This window comes from Enterococcus montenegrensis, from assembly GCF_029983095.1.
Taxonomy (GTDB): Bacteria; Bacillota; Bacilli; order Lactobacillales; family Enterococcaceae; genus Enterococcus_C; species Enterococcus_C montenegrensis.
On the sequence record NZ_CP120467.1, the window covers coordinates 2,541,806 to 2,563,597 of the forward strand.

A 21,792-nucleotide genomic window follows, 5' to 3' on the forward strand; every position below is an offset into this window, starting at 1 on the left:
TATTCCCACTAAAATCCATTGTTCAAACTAAAACAAACTTTTGTAATAATGTAAGTGCTCACAAAAAGAAACAGCTGATAAAACTGTATTATATCGAGGCATATCGCATGACAAAAGATAACTGAAATGATAGGATTGCTTGTGAAGGAAATAATCTGAGAAGGGATGAAACAAACATGACAGATGGAAAAAAGAGTGCTTTCTTAAAAGACCACCAAAAAGTTATCTTAGTAGGTGACGGAGCTGTTGGTTCTAGTTATGCTTTTGCACTTGTAACTCAAAATATCGCCCAAGAAGTTGGGATCGTCGATATTAACGTCAAAAAAACTGAAGGCGACGCATTAGATTTAACTGATGCCCTAGCTTGGACTTCTCCTAAGAAAATTTACTCAGCTACTTACGCAGACGCACATGATGCCGATTTAGTTGTTATTACTGCTGGTGCACCTCAAAAACCAGGTGAAACTCGCTTAGACTTAGTTCATAAAAACTTAAAAATTAACCGCGACGTTGTAACTCAAATCGTGGCTTCTGGCTTTAACGGCATTTTCTTGGTTGCCGCTAACCCAGTTGATATTCTAACTTACTCAACATGGAAATTCTCAGGTTTTCCAAAAGAACGCGTTATCGGTTCAGGTACTTCCTTAGATTCTGCTCGTTTCCGCCAAAAAATTGCGGAATTAGTTAAAGTAGATGCCCGCAACGTCCATGCCTATATTTTAGGCGAACACGGCGATTCAGAATTTCCAGTTTGGTCACACGCTAACGTTGCCGGCTTACAAATTTACGAATGGATTAAAAACAATCCTGACGTCGATGAAGAAGCTATGGTTAACTTGTTCTTTAGTGTTCGTGATGCAGCCTACACGATCATCGATAAAAAAGGCGCAACTTTCTATGGTATCGCAACGGCCTTGGCACGAATTACCCGCGCTATTTTAAATGATGAAAATGCAGTCTTCCCATTATCTGTTTACTTGGAAGGTCAATACGGCTTAAACGATATTTATATCGGTGCACCTGCTGTCATCAATGCGCAAGGAATTCAACAAGTTATTGAAATTCCATTGACTGACTCAGAACAAGACCGTATGAACGCTTCTGCTTCACAATTAAAAGATATTGTAGATGAAGCATTCAAAAAATTAGAAGCCGAAGACGCTGCTAAATAAGCTTAAATAATTTAATCTAATTAAAAAAACCTGCCCGCATTTTTGTTGGCAGGCTTTTTTGATGAAAAATTTCAAAATAAGGTTCCTTAATCATTTCATTAAAGGTAGACTTAATGAAAACAGCAGTTTTAAATTTTTTATTGTCTTTTAAGCATAATCTTCGCTTTTTTCACAATCTGTGCTATGATATTCTCGATATAATTTTATTATAAAACTAAACGCTTTAAGGAGATATCTGATGACTAGAGCTTCTCGCCACAAAAAACATACTAAAGTGATTCTTGCTATTTTTTTAGCCTTGTTCGTTATTGCCGGGGGCGCATATGCCGCGCGGAGCTTTCATTATAGCGATCATTTTTTACCCAATACAAAAATCAATGAAACAAGCATTGCAAATTTGACGGTCAAAGAAGCCAACGCGAAACTAAAAGGGGCCGCCGATGAGCAAACCTTTGATATTAAAGATAATGGCACAAATTGGCAGTCGATAAAAAAAGTTGACTTAGGTTTAAAAACCGACTACACCAAAGATTTGGAAAAAATCAAAGATGCCCAAAATCGTTGGAAATGGGGCGTGGCGTATGTCTTTGCTGAAAGTGACGATAAATTAGACGGCGTGGCAGTCAACGAAGATCAACTTACCAGTGCGATTAAAAAAATTGAAAATGAATTAAATGAATTTAATAAAAATCGTACAAAAACAAAAGATGCTACTTTAACAAAAGGTCCTGGCGGTTTTACAGTGACTCCTGAGGTCGAAGGAAATTCCGTTAATGTTGCAGCTGTCGTGGCTGACGTCAAAAAAGCAGTCAGCAGTAATAAAGACAGCTTGGAGTTAACCAACTATACTGAAAAGCCAAAAGTTACCGCCAATGATGCAAATTTAAAAGAAGAATTAAATGCTTTAAATAAAGTTGCCCAAATTCAAGCAAATTATTCCATTAATGGTGACCAATTCCAAATTCCAACAACCACTATCATGGACTGGTTGGAATATAAAGATGGTAAAGTTACCTTAAATAAAGACAAAGTAACGGGCTATGTAACCGAACTAGGTCAACAATATAATACAAGTAGTAATCCCACAAACTTCAAAAGCACACTGCGGGGTGATGTGACAGTTCCAGATGGCACTTTAAGTTGGACTATCCAAACAGATCAAGAAGTACCCGCACTAATGGAACAAATTATGAAGGGTGAAAACTTTACGCGCTCACCAATTGTAAAAGGCAGTGGCACAGCTGACAAACCTTTAGTCGGCAATACGTATATTGAAGTAGACTTACAAAACCAACATATGTGGTATTACAAAGATGGTGCGGTTGCACTGGAAACCGATATTGTTTCGGGTAAACCAAAATCACCAACACCACCTGGCGTATTCTATGTTTGGGAAAAATCTCGCAACGAAACACTCCGAGGCAAAAATGACGACGGAACAAAATATGCTAGTCCAGTAGATTACTGGATGCCTATTGATTGGACTGGTGTTGGTATTCACGATTCAGACTGGCAACCAGCCTATGGTGGCGATCTTTGGAAAACACGTGGGTCCCACGGCTGTATCAACACACCACCAGACGTAATGGCAAAATTATTCAACATGGTTTCAACTGGTACACCGGTTCTAGTTTTTTAATTGCTAAAATCGTCGTGCTAAAATGATGTCTAATAAAGATTATGCAAAAAGACTGTGACAGATTTTTGTCGCAGTCTTTTTTTATGCATAAAATAAGCCCAGCTTAGAAAAAATTTCTAAGCTAGGCTTATTTCATTTTTGATGATAAATGGTAATGCCAAGTACGCCAAATAGCAATAAGGATACCAACCAAATTGCTTTTCCAGCAAAAAGATGGGCAGACAGCGTACTTAAAATTGCCCCTAAACAAAAGGCAAAAATAATCGTGGCCGTATATTTGATTTTAAAACTGGCAGTTGGATCTTTTTTGAAAAAATGTTGGTACGTATAATCTGCAATTGAGCGCAAATTTCCAGTCGTCATTGTCGTAGCATAAGGCAAGCCTGCTAAACGCCGATATGTAGCAAACTGAATGGCTGCAAAAAATGACAACGAAGAATTGATCAATAAATTATGACCAGAATCAGAAAAAATCCCGACACAAAAAATCCCCACCGCCTCAATGGCGACTGCAACATTTTGCCAAACAAAGCGCTCATGTTCAAAGCGAAATTTCAACACGTCAGTAAAAAAGATGCCCAACAAAAAGATACAAATGGGAAATACATACCGAATGATGTGGTCAAAATTACCTTGCGCCAAATTTAAGCCCAGTAAAATGACATTACCAGATTGCATACTAGCGAAAACTTCACCGTGAAATAAATACGTATAAGCATCTAAAAAACCGCCCGCCATAGCCAGCATGACTCCGACCGGTAAGCTTTCATGAATGGCAATCCGTTCGTCGAGAAATTTAAACTTGGGTAATTGCATGCTTAATTTTCCATACTGGTAAAGACTTCTGCAACATCGTCATCGTCTTCTAATTTGTCTACAAGTTGTTCCAATTTAGCTTTTTGTTCATCATCTAAAACAATCGTGGTTTGTGGTACCATGGTCAATTCAGCTTGCGCCAAAGTAAAACCATCTTTTTCTAACTGATCTCTAACTGCGGTAAAATCTTCTGCTGCCGTATAAATTTCAAAAACTTCAGGAGCAGCAATCAAGTCTTCTGCACCTGCCTCTAAAACATCTTCAAACATCGTATCTTCATCTACAGCAAGGCCTTCACGCTCAATGGCTATATACCCTTTTCGCTCAAATAAATAATTAACAGAACCTGTTTCCCCTAAATTACCGCCATTACGCGTAAAAGCTACGCGGACATTTGTGGCAGTGCGATTGCGATTGTCTGTTAAGGCATGAACTAAAATTGCTACCCCACCAGGACCATAACCTTCATAGGTTACTTCATCATAATTTGCCTCATCGGCAGAACTAGTTGCTTTTTTAATGGCCCGATCAACATTATCATTTGGCATATTGGCAGCTTTGGCCTTATCTACCACTAAGCGTAATGCTGGGTTCATCGCCACGTCACCACCACCAGATTTTGCTGCCATATAAATTTCCCGGGATAATTTTTGAAAAATTTTACCGCGTTTTGCATCTTGCGCATTTTTGCGACCTTGAATATTGTTCCACTTTGAATGTCCTGACATCTAAACTCCTCCTCGTTACACTTTTACCTAAACTTTTAGGCTCACCTCTTTATTGTAGCCCTTTATCCACATTTTTCAAATCAAAGACCATATCAAAAAATAAGTTAGAACAAAATGATGACGAGAACCTTATTTTTAAGTAAAAACCGCTGACATTTTTTGCCACAGGTCTTATCTAGCTATGAAAGTCTTTTTTTAGTAGCCAAAAGATAAAGCAAGATGATGAATATCGCTGTTAGTGCCCCTGACATATCTAAAAGTACGTCTTGAAAAAGCGGCGTTCTATCCCCTGTTAACATTTGATGAAATTCATCCAAAGCAGCATAACCGGTGGCACTTAAGAGACCAAAGAAGCCACCCCACCAGAAATTTTTTTGACGGTAATATAAGGCCAATGTCAAGCTTGCGCCTAAAATAAAGTAGGTTATAAAATGTGCTCCTTTACGAATAAAAAACTCTACAAAGGAAAAATAGCCTTTAGCCGCAATGCTGACTTCACTGCCGGCATAGTTAAAAGCAATCTGACTTAGGGGCTTTTTTAAGGGCTCATTTTTTAAAAGTGTTTCCAAAAAACCGATTTGTGATTGTTGGTGGTACGTTTGCGAAGAACTGATAAATAAAATCACCATCATGAAAATGGCAATGCCTAAATACACGTATGGATTTTTAAAATTTCGTTTCATATGACGCCTCCAATTCAGTTTCTAATTTTACCACAAACGAGTAATTGTTATCTTCCTTTATAGTTATAGACTTATTTAATTTTCTAATACCAGGTCATTATTTTAGGATTGGTTTCAATATAATTGTAAAATTCAAAGCTCTCAGAAGTTTCTGAATACTTTTGTTGTGCTATACTAAAAAGGATTAAATTAATAGAAAGAAGTGTTGTAGATGTACGCATTAACATGGGATTTAGACAGTATTTTCCCTGGTGGTAGTCAATCAAAGGAACTGACTGGCCGGATGGAACTCTTAGAAGAGCAATTAAAAGACTATCAAAGCAAGGTCAAAAATTTTGAGGTAAAAGATCGTGATATTACCGCAAATTTAGCAGCTCTATTAAACTTACGAGAAAAGATTGCCAACGGTTTTTCTCAATGCAGTTCATTTTTAAACGCACTAATGTCTGCTGATGTAACCGATGTGGATGCCAAAATCCGTTATGGCAAATTAACTTCACTCTCCCCAATCTTTCAATTAAGTGAAACGATCTTAGCGAAAAAATTCACTGAAATTTCAGATCAAGATTGGTCTGACCTCCTAACAAGCGATGCGTTAAAAACTGTTGCCTTTCGTTTAAGCGAAATTCGGCGTGATGGTAATGAATTGTTATCTGAAGAAGCTGAAAATATTATCAATACGTTATCTTTGGATGGCTTGAACGCTTGGAGTCAGCACTACGATACACTAGTTGCAACCATTGAGATCCCTTTTACCGATGAAGCAGGCAACATCCAAAAACTATCTGCCGGTCAAGCTTTCAATAAAATGATGGGAGATCCTGATAAAAAGGTGCGGGCTGCTTTATTTGCCACCTGGGAAAATGTTTGGCGCGAAAAAGCCGATTTATTTGCCGATACGTTAAATCATTTGGATGGTTTTCGTTTATCCACTTACAAATTACATGGCACAACCGATTATTTAAAACAACCGTTGGAATACAATCGGATGTCAAAAGCCACACTTGATGCGATGTGGGGAACTATTCAAAAAAATAAGCAACCAATCGTAGACTTTCTAACGAGAAAAGCACAATTATTCGGTAAAGAGAAGATGGAATGGCAAGATCAAGATGCTCCGATTATTTTGGACGGTATGACAGAACGCACTTTCACTTATGACGAAGCGGCTGCTTTTATCTTAGATAACTTCCGCAAATTCAGTCCAAAAATGGCAGATTTTGCCCAAATGGCTTTTGAAAAAAGCTGGATTGAAGCAGAAGATCGTCCCGGCAAACGTCCTGGTGGCTATTGTACCGAATTACCAGAAACACAAGAGTCACGCATTTTCATGACCTATAGCAATTCTATTAACGAAGTGGCCACATTAGCCCATGAATTAGGACATGCTTTTCACAGCAGTGTTTTATGGGATATTCCCCGCTTGAATCAAGATTATGCCATGAACGTTGCCGAAACTGCTAGTACGTTTGCAGAACTAATCGTCGCTGACGCAACGTTAAAAGGCGCAACAACCAAAGCAGAAAAAATCAATTTATTAGATGCAAAAATGCAAAATGCGATTGCGATGTTTATGAACATTCATGCCCGCTTTATTTTTGAAAATGATTTTTACACTGCCCGCCAACAGGGTCTAGTGGCACCAGAAAAAATTACAGAAATGATGGTAGCTGCCCAAAAAGAAGCTTATGCCGATGGTTTAGCAAAATATCATCCTCATTTCTGGGCAGCAAAATTACATTTCTTTATTGATGATGTGCCATTTTATAACTTCCCATATACATTTGGCTACTTGTTTAGTATGGGAATTTATGCCCAAGCTATGAAAAGTGATGGTAATTTTGAAGATCAATACATTGCTTTATTACGAGATACTGCTGCTATGACAACAGAAGATTTGGCCCAAAAACATTTAAATGTTGATTTAACTAAACCAGATTTCTGGCAAGCAGGAATCGATATGGTGCTACATGATATCAACGACTTCATGACACTAACAGAAGAATATGTAAAATAAGGATTTTAAAACCTGGCAGGGCAGTGACGTGTTTTGGTCACTGTCCTTTTTTGCAACGATAATTTATTAGTAGCTCGATCAAAACAAAAAAGAAATTCTGATTTAGTCGCAGTGAAAGTCTGCAAACGACCAACTTTCTTTTGAAAACTACCTTATAAAAGAGCACAAAAAAAAGCAGACCTTCAATCGCGTCTGCTTTAGAAATTTATTTTGTTAAATCGATTTTTTGACCAATCGTATACATGATAATCCCGCCAATAGTCATAGACAGTAACTCGCCAATGGCAATATATCCCCAATTAATCCAAAATGGCATTTTGTATAAAATAGTTAGTTGCCCGGCAACAGTAAACATCGAAAAGGCAAATAACACAGCGCAAATCGCAATTTTAATCCGCATATCCGTAAAACTCGCACAAATTTTACGGCAAATAACTAACACAAAAAAAGTACAGACACTTCCGATTGAAACATCAAGGATCCCATTGGGGGAAGCGATGTTGGCAATAGCACAACCGATGGTCACAGACCACACATAGCGCTTGTTGTACAAGGCTAAAAAGTTGAACATTTCTGCTACGCGCAATTGGACTTGGCCAAAACTAAAAGGAGCTAAAAAAACCGTAACCACCACATATAGCGCCGCAACAACGGCCATTTTGGCAACTTCATCTGTCTTCCAGTGAACTGAACCTAACTTTTTGATTTGATTATCCATTGACTCTCTCCTTTGCAAGGTTATCCACCTTGGTAATAAACTGCACCCAAAGGATTGAAGTGGTGCAGTGGGATTTACTCCCTGTCTTTAACTATAGCAAAGACCCTGAACAAAAAAAAGCTTCTTTTTATATTGGTTATTAAACTGTCTTCACTTTAATAACCAACCGCCATCAATTGGGACAATATTGCCTTGCAGATAGCGCGCTTTGCTACTAGCTAAAAACAAGGTTAAATCCGCTACTTCTTCAGGTTGCGCCCACCGTTTAACTGGCGTTTCCTCTGCTACCCAAGCAGCCATTTTACCATCACCAGCAAAGTCAGCGGCATTCATTGATGTCTTTATTGCTCCTGGTGCAATCCCTACCACGTGAATTTTTTTGGCATAATCTAATGCCAATTGCTTCGTAAATCCAGCAATAGCATGCTTACTAACGGTATAACTAATCCCACCACCGCCTGCGACAAGGCTGGCAATTGAACACATATTAATAACCGTTCCCTCAGCTTTAATCAAAGCGGGTAAAGCGGATTTGGTAATGTAGTAGATGCTATTTAAATTTGTCGCAAGAATGTCTTGCCATAAATTATCATCGGTTTCTAAAAGCGGTTTGTAGTTATCCAATTTCCCAGCGGTATTTAATAAAATATCAATTTGATTGAAGCAGGTTATGCAAGCGGCAACTGCATTGAGACAATCTTCTTTTTTTGATACATCCGCGATATAACCAACAAAGTTCTCCCCATAATCTGCAAAATTTTGGCTAAAGTCTTCCTGCACATCTACACCAAAGACTTTAGCACCGGCAGCTAAAAAAGCTTTAGCTTGTGCCTGACCAATCCCAGAAGCGACCCCCGTTACGAAAACCACCTGATTTAAAAACGCGCTGTTATCATCCTCACTCATGGACAATTTCCCAATCATCTGCCAGAATGTCACAAACCGTTGGAGCAAAGCTCGAAAATCCTTCATCAGCAGTTTTAATTAAAAAGTAAGGCGTAACAGGGGAATTATCATACACTTCTCCATTTACTAAGGTTACGTAAAGTTCAAAACCGCTCCAGCCTTTACGAATAATTTTTTCTCCTTTTTTTAAGTGGGGTAAAATTTCTTCAAATGTCATTTGTTTTCTTCTCCTTATCTAAAGCGAGTAGCAAATAGAAAATACCTATCTGTACGAGTTGCAAATTTATATTTACTTTAGCACGCTTTTTACTGATTGACTACACTAAAAAACACGATCTCCAAATGAAGACCGTGTCAGAATTTCATTTATTACATGCGAACCGCAAATTGTGGTGCAAAGTAAGAAACAGAACTGATTGAAACAGATTGACCAGGTTGTGGTGCGTGAATATATTGTCCGCCACCCATTGCAATTGCAACGTGATGTGAGCTACCTGGTGAACCCCAGAAGTATAAATCACCTGGTTGTGCTTGACTTACAGGAATAATAGTACCAGCAGATTCTTGCGCTACTGTGTAAGTACCAATGTTACGGCCAGCTGCGTGTAAGTAAACGTAGCCAACAAAACCGGAACAGTCAAAACCTGAAGGATCTTTACCACCCCAAACATAAGGGACGCCGATAAATTGTTGTGCGTAACCAATCACACCGCCACCTGAAGGCGCTGGGATTTCTGGTTTTGGAATTTCTGGTTTAGGTGTTTCTGCAGCAGAACTACCACCATTATTATTATTGTTTGATGATTCAGTATTGCTATTGTTATTCGTACTTGATGAACCAGTTGAGCTTGAAGATGTGTTGGAATTGCTTGCTGAACCAGTTGAAGAACCATTACTTGCTGATGAGCTAGCTGAACTAGATTCTTCTGTTGTTGCGCTTTGCGCTACAGCATCTTGCGCTGCTTGTTCTTGTGCTTGTTTACGTGCAGCTTCCGCTTGTTTTTCTTGTTCGCGAATGCGCGCTTGTTCTGCTTCTGCTTCTTGTTTTTCTTTTTGCAAGCCAGCTTTTTGGCCTTCAGCAGTATTTTGTTGCAAAGCAAGGTCTGCTTTCATTGCATTTAGATCTGCTTGTTTGCCTTGAACGTCTGCTTTTTGAGTTTCAAGTTCGGCTTGGTTTGCTTGGATTTGGGCTAATTTTTTGTCGTTTTCAGCTTTTTTATCTTCAACGGCTTTTTTATCAGCTTTTTGTTGTTTTACTAAATCGTTGTTCGCTTTAACAATTGTTGTCATTGCTTGAACACGACCGATAGCATCTGTTAGAGAATCAGATTCTACAACTGCATCGATAAAGTTCGTGCTTTGGCCATTCACTTGGACGTCACGGGCTTGCTTTTTAATCGCTTCTTCCCGTTTTGCAATCCGAACTTTCAAGTCTGCAATTTCTTTTTGTAATTTTTGTGTGTCTTTATTTAATTTAACTTGGTCGTTAACCAAAGCTTCGGCTTTAGCTGTAATGGCTGCAACTTCGCTTTCAAGTGTATCGATTTGTGCTTGGGCGCTAGCTTGTTGCCCTTTTAAATCGTTGATTACTTTATCTTGATTTTCAATTTTTTGATCGATAGTATCTGCCGCGGCTACACTGGGAGCTGCAACTGCTGTAAGTGTTAATGAGCAAACTAACAATGCTGATAACAAACTCTTCTTCACTCTTCATTCCTCCGACTGGCTTACTTTGAATTTTTTCTTAATTATTCGGGAATTTTTTTAGACCTTTCCCGACGACATGAAAATTGTACCACAGCCATATGACATTAAGATAAACGAAATGTTACAAAAATGTTTCAAATGCACTTTTTTATATGACAAAGTTGTAAGCATAAAAAAACCTTCAAAAATTATTCGATAACAAATAATTTTTTGAAGGGAAAAATAAAAATTATGAATAAAAGCATATTGATTAACAAGGTCGGGCCTAAAAAACGACTGATAAAAAACGTATCACTTACATCAGCAAGTTTAAATAGCATTTGAATGCTCAGTGTCACCAGTTCAAATAAAGTAACAAAAATAATCATGCCAAAAAACATCGTGAAAACGTTACGATACAGCGTATCCGCTAAGGCATACATCAACCAGACACTCAATGGCAAAGCCACCATGTAAATACCTAATACGCCGACATAATACATATCAAACAACATTCCCAATACTACTGAGGTAATTAACATGTAGCGTTTTGATAAAACCATGCAGCCACACATAAGTCCAAGGAGCAATAAATGCGCATTGGCAATGTAATAATTACGACTCCAATTTTCCAACAAGCGGGTAAACTGACCATCCAACAGCATTAAAATGAAAAAAGTTGGAGCCGCATAGTATTTCACAGTATCTTTTTTTACCATTAGTCACTGTCACCTACCGCTCTTTTTACGACCGTGACAACAGACATATCGTATAAGTCCGCATAAGGTTTCACATAAACTTGCTTGTCTAGACCGTAATCGTCCGACTTAAATTCAACGACTGTTCCAACTGGTAAATCCGCCGGAGAATTTCCGCCTAAACCTGAAGTTTGGACCACATCGCCAGCTTTTAATTTTTTCTCGCCGGTCAGTTGATTGACAATCATCGTCCCTGTTTTTTCATCATAATTTCGCAGTAGACCAAAAGTTTCGCCGTCTTTGCCGGAAATTCGAACAGGAAAATGATTGGAATTTTGATTCGCAGAAGTAAGTAATTCGACTTTTGCAGAAGCTAAGTTCACTTCAACAATCCGACCCACGAGACCTTTTTGTGACATAACTGCCATATTGACTTTCAAGCCGTCTTTTGACCCCTTATCAATGACCAGCATATCCTGCCAAGCATCTGGTGAGCGGGTAATGACGTTAGCCGAAACCTTTTCAAAATCTGTCAACGTCTCATTTAACTTCAATTCAGATTGTAGTTTCTTTATTTCTCGTTCTTGATTTTTAGTTTTTTGTGCCAATTCATCATAAGAATCGATTTTATTTTTTAACCGTTCATTTTCACTATAAGTCACAAATAAATTGTGCACATTACTAAAAGTATTTTCAACAAATTTAACTGGCGCACTAATAACGCGGTCAACAATTGCGACACTATCATTTGCAACAGACTGACCCAAGTTTGTTTTTTCGCTATTGGCTCTTCTGGCTGCCGTAATACTTATCACAGAAACCACCACGATGACTAAAATCAGCGTAATGATAATATTTTTATTCGGATTAAATTTCTTCACAAATACACCCCTCAAGAAAAAAGCCGGCACGGTTGCGTGCGACTGATAGTAATGATTTTACCACTAAAGTCTTTTAAACAAAAGGCAGGTATAGACTCTTAAGAGATTTTTTGTAAAATAATCATCTTCTTTACACAAATTGGATAAATTAAAACTTAACGACTGTAATTGTATACCGTCAAGTGCGATTTTTATCCAGTAGAAAAAATGAACGAGCTAGGCCTATGTAAAAAAAATAAGCCGGCCCTAAAAATTGCTACGCGCATTTTAGGTATCCGACTTATTCCCATGAAAACACCTTGCAAACCTTGTGTAACACCCCTTTTAATAAGAGCGTTTTTTAAAGTTACAACGTGCAGCTTTCACTTTTACTAACAACTAACCAGCTAGCACCACTAGAGAACTAGCCTGGTCTTCAAGTAAGAAACTGTTACAAAAAATTACTTCAAACAGCTTTTTTACTTAGTTTCTTTTTAGCTAAAGCTAAATTAGGTTTTACTAATCCCGACTTTGAATGACTGCTACAATGCCGCTGGCAAAACTGATTTCAGCTTCTTGGCCGATAAATTCATTGCTGGCATATGACGTTGGCTGTAATACTTCTACCTGATCTAATGTGTATTTGCTTTTTGTCAACGTAAGTTTTGAAACAGGTGTTAAACAACAGTAAGCTAAATATTTTAGCCCCGGAATTTTTTTTACGCGATGTTTTCCCGCTGGCAAATAACTTAAGCAGTTTTTATTATCACGAATCGTAATTTGCTGCATAAAGGGTGTAAAGCGCGGTTCTACACCTAGCCAAATATTAGCCAATAAATGATCAAGACGGCCACCCGTTGCGCCGATTAACGTCACCTGGGCTAAAGGATATTTTGCAAAAATTGAAGCTAAGGCCAGTTGGGTATCGGTGTCATCTTTTTCAGCAATCGCCGATAGGATTTCCTGTGCTTTTTGTCCCACTAGGTCATGCTCTTTTTTACTTAAGGAATCAAAATCTCCTACTGCTAAAGCCACTTCTTTATTTTCTTCCAATAAAAAAAGTGCCCCGCGATCAATCCCGACAAATAAATCAAAGGGCTTGGCCATAATATCTGCTGGCCAAAGTTTAGGATCCCCACCTGCCACTAGTAAAATATTCATTTGGCCAAAGCTTCTTTCAAAGCGGCAATTCGTTTTTCTATATCGGGAGCATTGTAAATATAAGAACCGGCCACAAAAACATCTGCGCCAGCCGCTTTACAAATTTCTGCTGTTTCAGGCACAATTCCGCCATCTACTTCAATTTCGTAGTGATAGCCGAATTTTTCTTTTAAAGCTTTCAATTCTTTAACTTTTTCAACTGCTTCACTAATAAAGGCTTGGCCGCCAAAACCAGGATTTACAGTCATCACCAATACTAAATCAGCCATCTGCAATACGTGTTGAATGGCCACAACCGGAGTGCCCGGATTGATGGTTACCCCTGCTTTAACATTCTCATTTTTTATCATTTGCAACGCCCGATGAATATGCGGTGTTGCTTCTACGTGAACATTAATGATGTCTGCTCCTGCTTTAGCAAAGTCTAAGATATAATTTTCCGGATTTTCAATCATTAAATGACAGTCCAAAGGTAATTTCGTTACCGGACGAATCGCTGCAACGACAGCAGGGCCAATTGTAATATTTGGAACAAAGTGCCCGTCCATTACATCAACGTGAATGTAATCAACACCTGCTTTTTCAACGCGTTGAATATCTCTTGCTAAATTGGCAAAATCTGCACTTAAAATCGATGGTGCAATTTTCATAAAAACTCCTCCTGACAATTTTCAAATAAAAGGTTATTTATTTTTCTTATAGATTGGACGCCGTTTTTCAATCTCTGCTAAAAATTGCAAATAATTATCATAACGTACTGATGCAATTTCGCCTTGTTCTACGCGATGTTTGACTTCACAGCCGGGTTCATTGACATGCTGGCACTCGCGAAACTTACAAAAAGGGGCCGCAGCGACAAATTCTGGAAACATCCGAGGCAACTCATAGGCGGTAATATCTTGAAATTCCAATGAACTAAACCCAGGCGTATCTGCAACAAGACCGCCGTCGATTGGCAGTAATTCGACATGGCGCGTTGTATGTTTTCCCCGCCCCAAATAGTCCGAAATAGCAGCCGTAGCTAATTTTAAATCTGGTCGGATTTTATTTAATAAAGTCGATTTACCGGCACCTGATTGGCCCATGAAAACACTTAGTTTGTCTTTAAATAACTTTTTCAAGGCGGCTATATTTACTTTCTCATTTTCTGAGGCAATGACTTTATAGCCGATTTTTTCGTAAACCGCTTTAACATGCGCAAGCTGCTGTGTATCTTGCAATAAGTCTAACTTACTTAAATAAATGACCGGCTCAATCTCTTTGTATTCTAAATTGACCAAGAATCGATCTAATAAGTTATAAGAAAAAGCCGGTTCCACCATACTGATGACGACAATTCCCAAATCAACATTGGCTACTGGGGGACGCACTAATTCATTTTTACGTGGCAACAAATCCAAAATATAACCATCAGTTAAATTACTACTTTCAAATTCAACCCAATCTCCAACCAAGGGCGTCAATTTACGCTTACGAAAATTTCCCCGTCCTCTTGTTTGATACGTGGTATCTTCTGCTACTACATAATAAAAGCCACTTAAAGCTTTTCTGATTTGACCTTTCACCCATTGTCCTCCTATAAAGTTCAAGACTATACTTCCATATTTTACCATAGTTTTGCTTTTACTTTCGTTTGAAAAATTTCTTTTGGTTTTTCTGAACATTGCTTATCTGTTACTAAAAATTGAACCTTAATAAAAACTGACTGTAACTAAACGGCCTGGTAAAACCAGTTTATTTTTCTTTTTTATGGTGTACAAAACAGGCCTGTGATAAAAATTATCACAGGCCTGTTTTTTGCTTTATTTACGAATAATTGGGTTGTCTGAATGCACTACCCAGCTTTTTTGTTTTGACTTTGGATAAAACTGGATTGCTTTTTGTCGCCAGCCTTTAACGCCAACTTTTAGCGATAAGGTGTTATCTGGACTGATTTCTTTTAAGGTGTACATAGCTCCTGGTAAATCTTGAAACGTCACCATTCCATCGGCGTTAGCCGTAGCTTTTAAGGTATCCCCATTGCGAATCACCGGTGCCTTGCCTTTTTTATTAAATAAAATATAGTGGGCTGTCGCAATTTTTTCTCCGGTATCGTCTTCTCTGACAAAGGTCAAATCAAAACGGCGCCGTTTTAAAATAAATGCCTTAACCGCACGATACAATAAATAAAGCATCAGTAATACTAACAAAATTGTGCCGGCAATAATCAAAACATTTTTTTGTTCCCGCGCAGTATTCCCTTTTTCTACGGCCTTTTCCAATTTCTTAGTATAGGGCACGCGATGTCCGGTAACTAATAAACGGTGGGAATTAATCATATATGGCGTACAGGTAATCAACGTCGCTAGATCTTGTCCTGCTTCAATTTTCAAGGTGCTTGTTTCAGAAGGAAGCACCACTTCGATTTTATTGACTTCATAGGCCAATTTCTTTCCATAGACAGTTAACACAAATTGATCGCCCTTTTTTACTTTTTCTAAGTCTGTGAATAAAATTCTATCCGGCAAACCACTGTGGGCTGAAATAATCGTATGGGTATTTGCTCCTCCGGTGGGAAAAGATGTCCCTTGTAAAACGGTCGCGCCCCGATTTAAAAGAAAGTGATTGGTGGTATCAAACAATGGAATATCCACTTCAATTTTAGGAATGGCAATTCTACCAATCAAATGTTTTTGATAATATGCTTCGTCTTGCTTGTCGCTAATCTCTTCTGCGAAAGGATCATTTCCTGGTGCGAACCCGCCCTTTGTTAATGCTTCGTTTTCTTTACGCTTTTTTTCCAATTCATCTTGCTTTGTCGCCAAATCTTTTTGAACTTGTTCCAATCGTTTTTCATCTAAAAAGTCATTTAACGCATTAATATAAAATGGATATAAAGCAATTAAGGATCCGATTGCAAACATTAAAATTATCATGATACTGCCAATGAGCCGTTTTACACTACCTTTAGGCGCTTTTTTCTTCATGATTTGCTCCTTTGCCAATTCATTTGATAGTTGCGTTGTCTATTTTTACCAACTTTTTCCAACAGTCCTTTTTTCGTTTTTAGCTTAAAACGACTGTCTTTCACACGACCAATTTTTGCTTTCAAATAGGGTTTATCGGTATCTTCCCAAACAATCCGATAAATATTTCCCGGAATTTGCTTAAACAAGACTTGCCCATTTTTATCACTTGTAACGGCTTTAGGAAAATCACCTAGCGCACTTTCCAATTGCCGACTGCGATAATCTAGTAAACGAAAAGTTTTGCCTGCAACAGGCTGCTTATTTCCGTCAACGACTTGAAAAACTAAATCGTAACGATGTTTACGACTAGCAATCAGCACGAATTTTCGCCAAACCCAATACAAGAAAACTCCTAATGTTAAGACAATGATCCCAATGTATTCAACCAGACGTCGCTTATGATATTCCTTTGCCTTTTGAATTTGTTTTGTCATTTCTTCTTCATAGGGAATACGACTTCCTGTGACTAATAAGCGATGAGAATTGATCATATACGGGGTACAAGTAACCAGCGTTACCAAATCTTGATTTGGCACAACTTTCAACGTATCTAACTCATTTGGTAATACTGTTTCAATTTTTGTCACCTGATAAGCGAGTTTCTCGTTTAAAATTTCCAAATAAAATTTATCACCTTTTTTTAACTTATCTACATCCGTAAAGATCATTTTATCGGGCAGTCCCGTGTGACCTGTAATGACCGAATGTGTGCTTTTACCCCCAATTGGAAATGAACTGCCTTGTAAAATTGTTGCGCCTTTATCCAGTAATACATCATTGGTCGTGTCAAAAACAGGTAGACTAACATTGATTTTGGGAATGTAAATTGCTCCGACTGTGTGCTTGGCAAAATAGGCTCTTCCTGGCGAAGAATTGTCGCCTACACTCTCTTCAAAGGGATCTTCTACTACCCCCATGCCTGGAATACTCGTGCCTTGTTGCGCCATTTTAGCATTTTCTGCCGCTTTTTTTCTTTTTATCGCGGCGGCTTCTTTTTCATTTTTTTCCTGTAATTCTTTTTGATACGCTTCAATCCGCTGCTGATCAATATAATTGTTTAAAGAATCTACTACAAAAGGATACGAAAAAACACCTGCTCCGACTAAAAACAAAATAACCATCGTAAATTTCAGAGCTAAATTAATTTTTTCATCTTTGGACATTTTGTTTTTATTAGCCTTTTTTTTACTCATCTTTTCTGCTCCCTTTGTTATTTTTGTCCACGATTCGAATTGGTGTTTTCCCACAAACATAATAGATATCCGCGATATTTCGAATTGCAAAAATTGATGCTACTCCAACTGTGAAGAACTCGCGATTATGGCGATTTTCAGCTCTCGTGGCCGCAATCGGATGATTTAAAATTTCAATCATAACTTGATTGTTTTGGCTACCACCCTTTAATTTCACAAATGAGCGATCCTCCCCATTTACAAACCCGCCTAAATAATCCAAGTTGGTGTTGTCCCCATTGATTAAAACACTGCCAGTGTTGACAATGGACAACGTTATGGCACTCGCCATTTCTTGATAGCCTGCTGGTGCGCGTAACTCTTTTATCTGATAAATACCTGTCGGTAAGTCCTTCACCACAAATTGGGCTAATTCTGGTGATGCGACACCAGGGAGGTTATGGGAAATTTCTCCGGTTTGATTTGCCAAATGCATCCGCCCGCCAGTTAACGTATCTCCTTCATTATCTTTATAAATTATGGTCACATCAAAAGGCTTTAATTCGTTATAAATGATTACATCAATCACTTCATTGCGGCCGGTCAACAAAAACTTATCCGCATTAATTGTGTCTATCTCAGCTGGATTAAAGGGAACTTTAAAATAATAGGGTTTTTCATTTAACAAAAATCCCGCAACTTTTATTTCATTAATTCGATATTCTCCCGCTGTTAAATCGTCTACTTTGGCAATTCCATGCTCGTTTGTCTTAATTTCAGTCGTAACGGTTTGCCAACCGCTTAATGTTTTTTTCTCCAAGCGCAATTGCGAATTTTTAATTGGTGTGGCCGGCCCTTTAACCAAATTAGCAATGTTCAACGTATAACTCGTCTGCTTTTGGGCTTTATTCGGATTATGCAGTCCCAATTCTCGCTGCACTTCTAGTGTTTCTTGTTCAGCTGCACTTACTCTTGTTTTACTACTAACCGCTTGACTGTCCCCTACTACTTTAGCCTTGTAACGAATGTAAAGAGGAAAATCAACTTTGCGATTCACATCGATGCGAAAGCCATTTTGATAGTTATCATCGGCATTTAGCCGAACATCAAACAAGCGTTCCTCATTGTTGACTTTTTTTCCGGGAAAATATTCTCCTTCAATAATTGTCGGATGAGACACTTCAATACTGGTTAAATCAATGACTTGATTTTCCACTGGGGCACCTTCAATTACTAGCTGCTCTAAGCTATCCCCTTGAGCATTTACCAATATATCCCAGGTAACGGTATTGTCTTTTGCGTCATAAAAACCTTCATTACAAAACAGGCGATCTCTTTTTAACAAATATTCTGCTTCACTCTTTTGAAATTTTCGCCCGCCATATTCAAATGAAAAATCGCCAACGAAACTGTAACTTCCACTAGCTGTCTCTTGGTTTAAATCCGCACTTTGATCAAAGGTCGAAGAAACTTCTATCGCTAAGCCACAACACCCCAAGTCTTCATCTAAAATTATTTCTACTTCTTTGTAAAAAGTTTCCCCGCCTTGGGTTATGGGCTCTTTTTTTACAATATGATACTGCGATTTAGCTAATAAGGTTTTATTAGCATTGGCATAAATTCCTTTTGACTTGGCATTTTCATCTGGAATTAATTGATACACACGAATTTGGTTTAAATCTTTTTCGGTGAAGTAATGATACTCACTTTGATTTGCCTTGATTACCCGCTCTTTGTCTAAGGAAATGGTGTAGCTTTGCTCTTTTTTCAAATCGTAACGGCGGGTATTCGCAAAATAAATCCAGTCAATCTTACTACGACTTTCATTGTAGACTGCTTGGCTATCCATATTTTGTAAAAAACGCTCATCACTAATCGTGGAGATTCCGGTTGTTTTCACACTATGATTGGCTTGTGTTAGGGCAGCGTCAAGATACATATTATTTTTTTTCGCCGGCATCGCTTCAATATCGGCAATACCACCTGTCCTTGTTTGCAAATAGACCGTAATTTTTTGGGTTGCGGCCTTTACTTTTTCTGGCACGATAATCTGTAATCCCGCCCTCTTGCCTTCCCACGCACCCGTTGCGGAAGTCAGCTCTTTTTTATTGCTAACCTGCAACGTGTATTCGTCATCTTTTAAATAACGAGTAACACCGGCCGCATTGGTTGCTGTTACCACAACGCCTTTTTCATTTGTTAATCTTTCAATCTCAGCTGAGTCATAGGTCTTAGGCACATCGCCTTTTTTAAAATAAAAATTTTGGCCACGCTGTTCCAAGGTTAAGGCTAATTCGACCGGACCTTTTGCACGAATCGTCTTGGCTTCTACTTCCCACAACATCGTATTGTGCCAGCCACTAAAAGCGACTGGATTAACGGCGATTGCCATTTTTTTCTCACTAGTGGCCTCAGCTGCTAACCCTGTATTACTAAAAACTTTAGCCACGACTTTTTGTGCGTCTTTTTCTGTCGAGTTATAACAAATATAATACCGGCCATCGGTTAATTTTGCTTTTGGATCATTTTTCACAAAATCAAAAAAAGTAATTGTCACAGTCTGATCGTCAACTTTATCCACAGAATACAGGCGCTCATCTAATTTGCGGCCTTTAATTCCATCTTCATCAAAAATTTTAATCGAGTCGCTATCCAACTTCCCTGCATTCACCGTTAATGTGATTGTTTCAGTTCCTGGTGTGCCTGTGGTTGTCATTTTCCCGGTGCTTTGCGCATTTCGATAATAAGCAGCCCGCCATTCAAATGATTCTTCAGATTGACTATCATTTACTAAATGCAGCCGATGCTCAGGTACTGCCAATGTTTTTTCACTCACTGCACTGCCTGCATTTTTAGAAGTCCCACTGACCCGATTTACCACATTTCGAGCTGCATGCATTTTACGCGTTACCGTTGTCGTCTTAATAACCAATTTAACAGCAACTTCTTCAACAAATTCGACTTGCGAGCGATTGGTTTTTTCATCTACGTGAACTAATTCATAGCGGGGAACGGCAACTTTTTGTCCACTTTCGTCGTAAGCCGTAATATCAAACAGCGGCAGCTGTTTTTGCTTGAGGACTTCCTTTAACTTTTCGTTGGTAAAGAAAAAATCAAAGCCGTCGCCGCTACTGGTTTCATCATCTTTATAAGGCGGTGTTATGTCATCGCTTGTTAACGTCATACTATTAATTTTGGCATATTTTCCAGCCACTTTTTTTGGTGTAACAGTCGTCTCCCATACGATGGGCACGCCACCAAGTTGGGTATCATACACCAATGTCTGGTTTGGCGATGTTGTTTCTTCAATTTTAAAACTCAACTGTGTTGTTTTAATTTCTTGCTCTTTTTTAGCCGTAGCCGTTTGTGCCAATAATAAATTTGCATGACCACTATCATCTTCTAATTCAATGCCAGTTTCTAACACCAAAGGTAAAATTAAATCATCGATAAAAAATGCATTTTGATTTAAGGTTACTTCCCAAATGTGTTCCTGACTGTCCATTTTGGCAGACTTAATTTTATAATAGCCGTAATTAACGTCCTTATTCTCCAAGCGAATCGGCTGTGCCGTACTAGCTTGTTCTGGCAGTTTAAACCGTTTATCAATCCCAAATTGGAACGTGTAACTAAGTTGTAGTTCCTTACCTCTAGCAGCAGTCTGATTTTCTGCTTGCCCGATTGCCTGAGCGACAGCTGGATTGGCTATAAACTTTTTAATATCAATGATCTGCTCTAAATGCAGCTCGGTTCCTTCGTCAATGACAACATCTGGCACTGTGTTGTAATCTTGCCAGCTGCCGTTAGCAAAAACTTTTAATACACTTTCTGAAATAGGAGAAACTTTTTTGTTTTTTGGTAACAATGCATCCAGTGAGATGATTTCAATTTTATCAACTGGTGCAGCTTCCATCTCCAAAACTTTTCCCGCACTATGAAAATTGATTTCTTGTAATTGGCCATTATTGGCATTCAACCGCTGTCCCAGCAGGCGAATTCCTAAACGATAAGTCGGCTTTGCAACTCTAATTTGCGTCCGAAAAACCATTTGATAGGTGGTTTTTTCCTTGACTTTATTTGCTGTCTTTTCAACCACGCCGATTTCTTTGGCACTATTGGTCGTACGACTAAACTTTTTTTCTGGAAATCGGGTGTTAGTGGCGGCCACTAAATTGTCATCCACATCCACCACTTGGATTCCCAATTTTGTTTCATCTTGAATCGCATTTTTGGTAAATTCAATTTGCCAATAAATACTATTTTCTTTTTGGTTAACCGTGTACTTGTAAGAAATGTCAACTTCTTCGGTGGCAATAAAACGCTTGTCCTGATATTGATAAATTTCATCTGCTTTGGCATTCACCCCAGCTAAGATAAATATATAAGGCACGAGTAATAGCATAACGGTAAACAATGATAAGTATTTGCCCTTCTTCATTAGCCTGTTCCTTTCTGCCTAAACAAAATTTCAACAATTTACTTTGAAATCACTTATATTAAAAATTAGTTTTATAGTCTAATTTTATCA

Annotated in this window: 18 protein-coding genes; 3 read left to right on the top strand and 15 right to left on the bottom strand. The window is 38.4% G+C overall.

What is annotated here, in order from left to right; all coding sequences use genetic code 11:
- The first annotated feature begins 176 nt into the window (after positions 1-176).
- Both P3T75_RS12290 and P3T75_RS12295 read left to right on the top strand, forming a co-directional pair.
- Positions 177-1,172, top strand: coding sequence for an L-lactate dehydrogenase (locus P3T75_RS12290; RefSeq protein WP_206902542.1), 996 nt, complete (start codon positions 177-179; stop codon positions 1,170-1,172).
- A gap of 238 nt (positions 1,173-1,410) precedes the next feature.
- Positions 1,411-2,811 (top strand): L,D-transpeptidase family protein, encoded by a 1,401-nt coding sequence (locus P3T75_RS12295; protein WP_206902543.1) that lies wholly within the window; start codon positions 1,411-1,413, stop codon positions 2,809-2,811.
- 132 nt (positions 2,812-2,943) lie between these two features.
- Here the strand turns inward: P3T75_RS12295 and P3T75_RS12300 are convergent, their stop codons facing one another.
- From P3T75_RS12300 to P3T75_RS12310, 3 genes are all read right to left on the bottom strand, one after another.
- The gene (locus P3T75_RS12300; RefSeq protein WP_206902544.1) at positions 2,944-3,627 is read right to left on the bottom strand and encodes a YoaK family protein; all 684 of its coding nucleotides are present in this window, start codon (positions 3,625-3,627) and stop codon (positions 2,944-2,946) included.
- A gap of 2 nt (positions 3,628-3,629) precedes the next feature.
- Positions 3,630-4,355: a YebC/PmpR family DNA-binding transcriptional regulator gene (locus P3T75_RS12305; RefSeq protein WP_206902545.1), complete on the bottom strand. Its 726-nt coding sequence runs from the start codon at positions 4,353-4,355 to the stop codon at positions 3,630-3,632.
- 179 nt (positions 4,356-4,534) lie between these two features.
- Positions 4,535-5,038, bottom strand: coding sequence for a VanZ family protein (locus tag P3T75_RS12310; protein ID WP_230709545.1), 504 nt, complete (start codon positions 5,036-5,038; stop codon positions 4,535-4,537).
- A gap of 211 nt (positions 5,039-5,249) precedes the next feature.
- Here P3T75_RS12310 and P3T75_RS12315 point away from each other — a divergent pair, with 211 nt between their 5' ends.
- Positions 5,250-7,055 (top strand): M3 family oligoendopeptidase, encoded by a 1,806-nt coding sequence (locus tag P3T75_RS12315; RefSeq protein ID WP_282461740.1) that lies wholly within the window; start codon positions 5,250-5,252, stop codon positions 7,053-7,055.
- 205 nt (positions 7,056-7,260) lie between these two features.
- Here P3T75_RS12315 and P3T75_RS12320 read toward each other — a convergent pair whose 3' ends face one another.
- From P3T75_RS12320 to P3T75_RS12375, 12 genes are all read right to left on the bottom strand, one after another.
- Complete coding sequence (locus P3T75_RS12320) at positions 7,261-7,773, bottom strand: QueT transporter family protein (protein ID WP_282461741.1); 513 nt, start codon at positions 7,771-7,773, stop codon at positions 7,261-7,263.
- 150 nt (positions 7,774-7,923) lie between these two features.
- A complete protein-coding gene (locus tag P3T75_RS12325) occupies positions 7,924-8,697 on the bottom strand; it encodes a 3-oxoacyl-ACP reductase (protein WP_282461742.1) in 774 nt (257 codons plus the stop codon).
- The gene (locus P3T75_RS12330; RefSeq protein WP_206902549.1) at positions 8,672-8,896 is read right to left on the bottom strand and encodes a DUF2829 domain-containing protein; all 225 of its coding nucleotides are present in this window, start codon (positions 8,894-8,896) and stop codon (positions 8,672-8,674) included. Before P3T75_RS12330 ends, P3T75_RS12325 begins: the two co-directional genes overlap by 26 nt.
- A 152-nt stretch (positions 8,897-9,048) precedes the next feature.
- Entirely contained in the window at positions 9,049-10,386 is a 1,338-nt protein-coding gene (locus P3T75_RS12335; RefSeq protein ID WP_206902550.1) for a C40 family peptidase, read from the bottom strand.
- 188 nt (positions 10,387-10,574) lie between these two features.
- Positions 10,575-11,084: a rod shape-determining protein MreD gene (gene mreD, locus P3T75_RS12340; protein WP_206902551.1), complete on the bottom strand. Its 510-nt coding sequence runs from the start codon at positions 11,082-11,084 to the stop codon at positions 10,575-10,577.
- Positions 11,084-11,944 carry a rod shape-determining protein MreC gene (gene mreC, locus P3T75_RS12345; protein ID WP_206902552.1) on the bottom strand — a complete coding sequence of 287 codons (861 nt, stop codon included), beginning with the start codon at positions 11,942-11,944 and terminating at the stop codon, positions 11,084-11,086. Before mreC ends, mreD begins: the two co-directional genes overlap by 1 nt.
- Positions 11,945-12,442: 498 nt before the next feature.
- On the bottom strand, positions 12,443-13,084 hold the full coding sequence (locus P3T75_RS12350; protein ID WP_206902553.1) for a thiamine diphosphokinase: 642 nt from the start codon (positions 13,082-13,084) through the stop codon (positions 12,443-12,445).
- Positions 13,081-13,734, bottom strand: a complete 654-nt coding sequence (rpe, locus tag P3T75_RS12355) for a ribulose-phosphate 3-epimerase (protein ID WP_206902554.1) — start codon at positions 13,732-13,734, stop codon at positions 13,081-13,083. The genes P3T75_RS12350 and rpe overlap by 4 nt, the downstream gene beginning before the upstream one ends.
- Before the next feature lie 33 nt (positions 13,735-13,767).
- Positions 13,768-14,697 (bottom strand): ribosome small subunit-dependent GTPase A, encoded by a 930-nt coding sequence (gene rsgA, locus P3T75_RS12360; protein ID WP_206902555.1) that lies wholly within the window; start codon positions 14,695-14,697, stop codon positions 13,768-13,770.
- Positions 14,698-14,886: 189 nt separating this feature from the next.
- On the bottom strand, positions 14,887-16,050 hold the full coding sequence (locus tag P3T75_RS12365; RefSeq protein WP_206902556.1) for a class C sortase: 1,164 nt from the start codon (positions 16,048-16,050) through the stop codon (positions 14,887-14,889).
- Positions 16,047-17,285, bottom strand: a complete 1,239-nt coding sequence (locus P3T75_RS12370) for a class C sortase (RefSeq protein WP_282461743.1) — start codon at positions 17,283-17,285, stop codon at positions 16,047-16,049. Before P3T75_RS12370 ends, P3T75_RS12365 begins: the two co-directional genes overlap by 4 nt.
- Positions 17,278-21,702 carry a SpaA isopeptide-forming pilin-related protein gene (locus P3T75_RS12375; protein WP_282461744.1) on the bottom strand — a complete coding sequence of 1,475 codons (4,425 nt, stop codon included), beginning with the start codon at positions 21,700-21,702 and terminating at the stop codon, positions 17,278-17,280. Before P3T75_RS12375 ends, P3T75_RS12370 begins: the two co-directional genes overlap by 8 nt.
- Positions 21,703-21,792 lie beyond the last annotated feature (90 nt).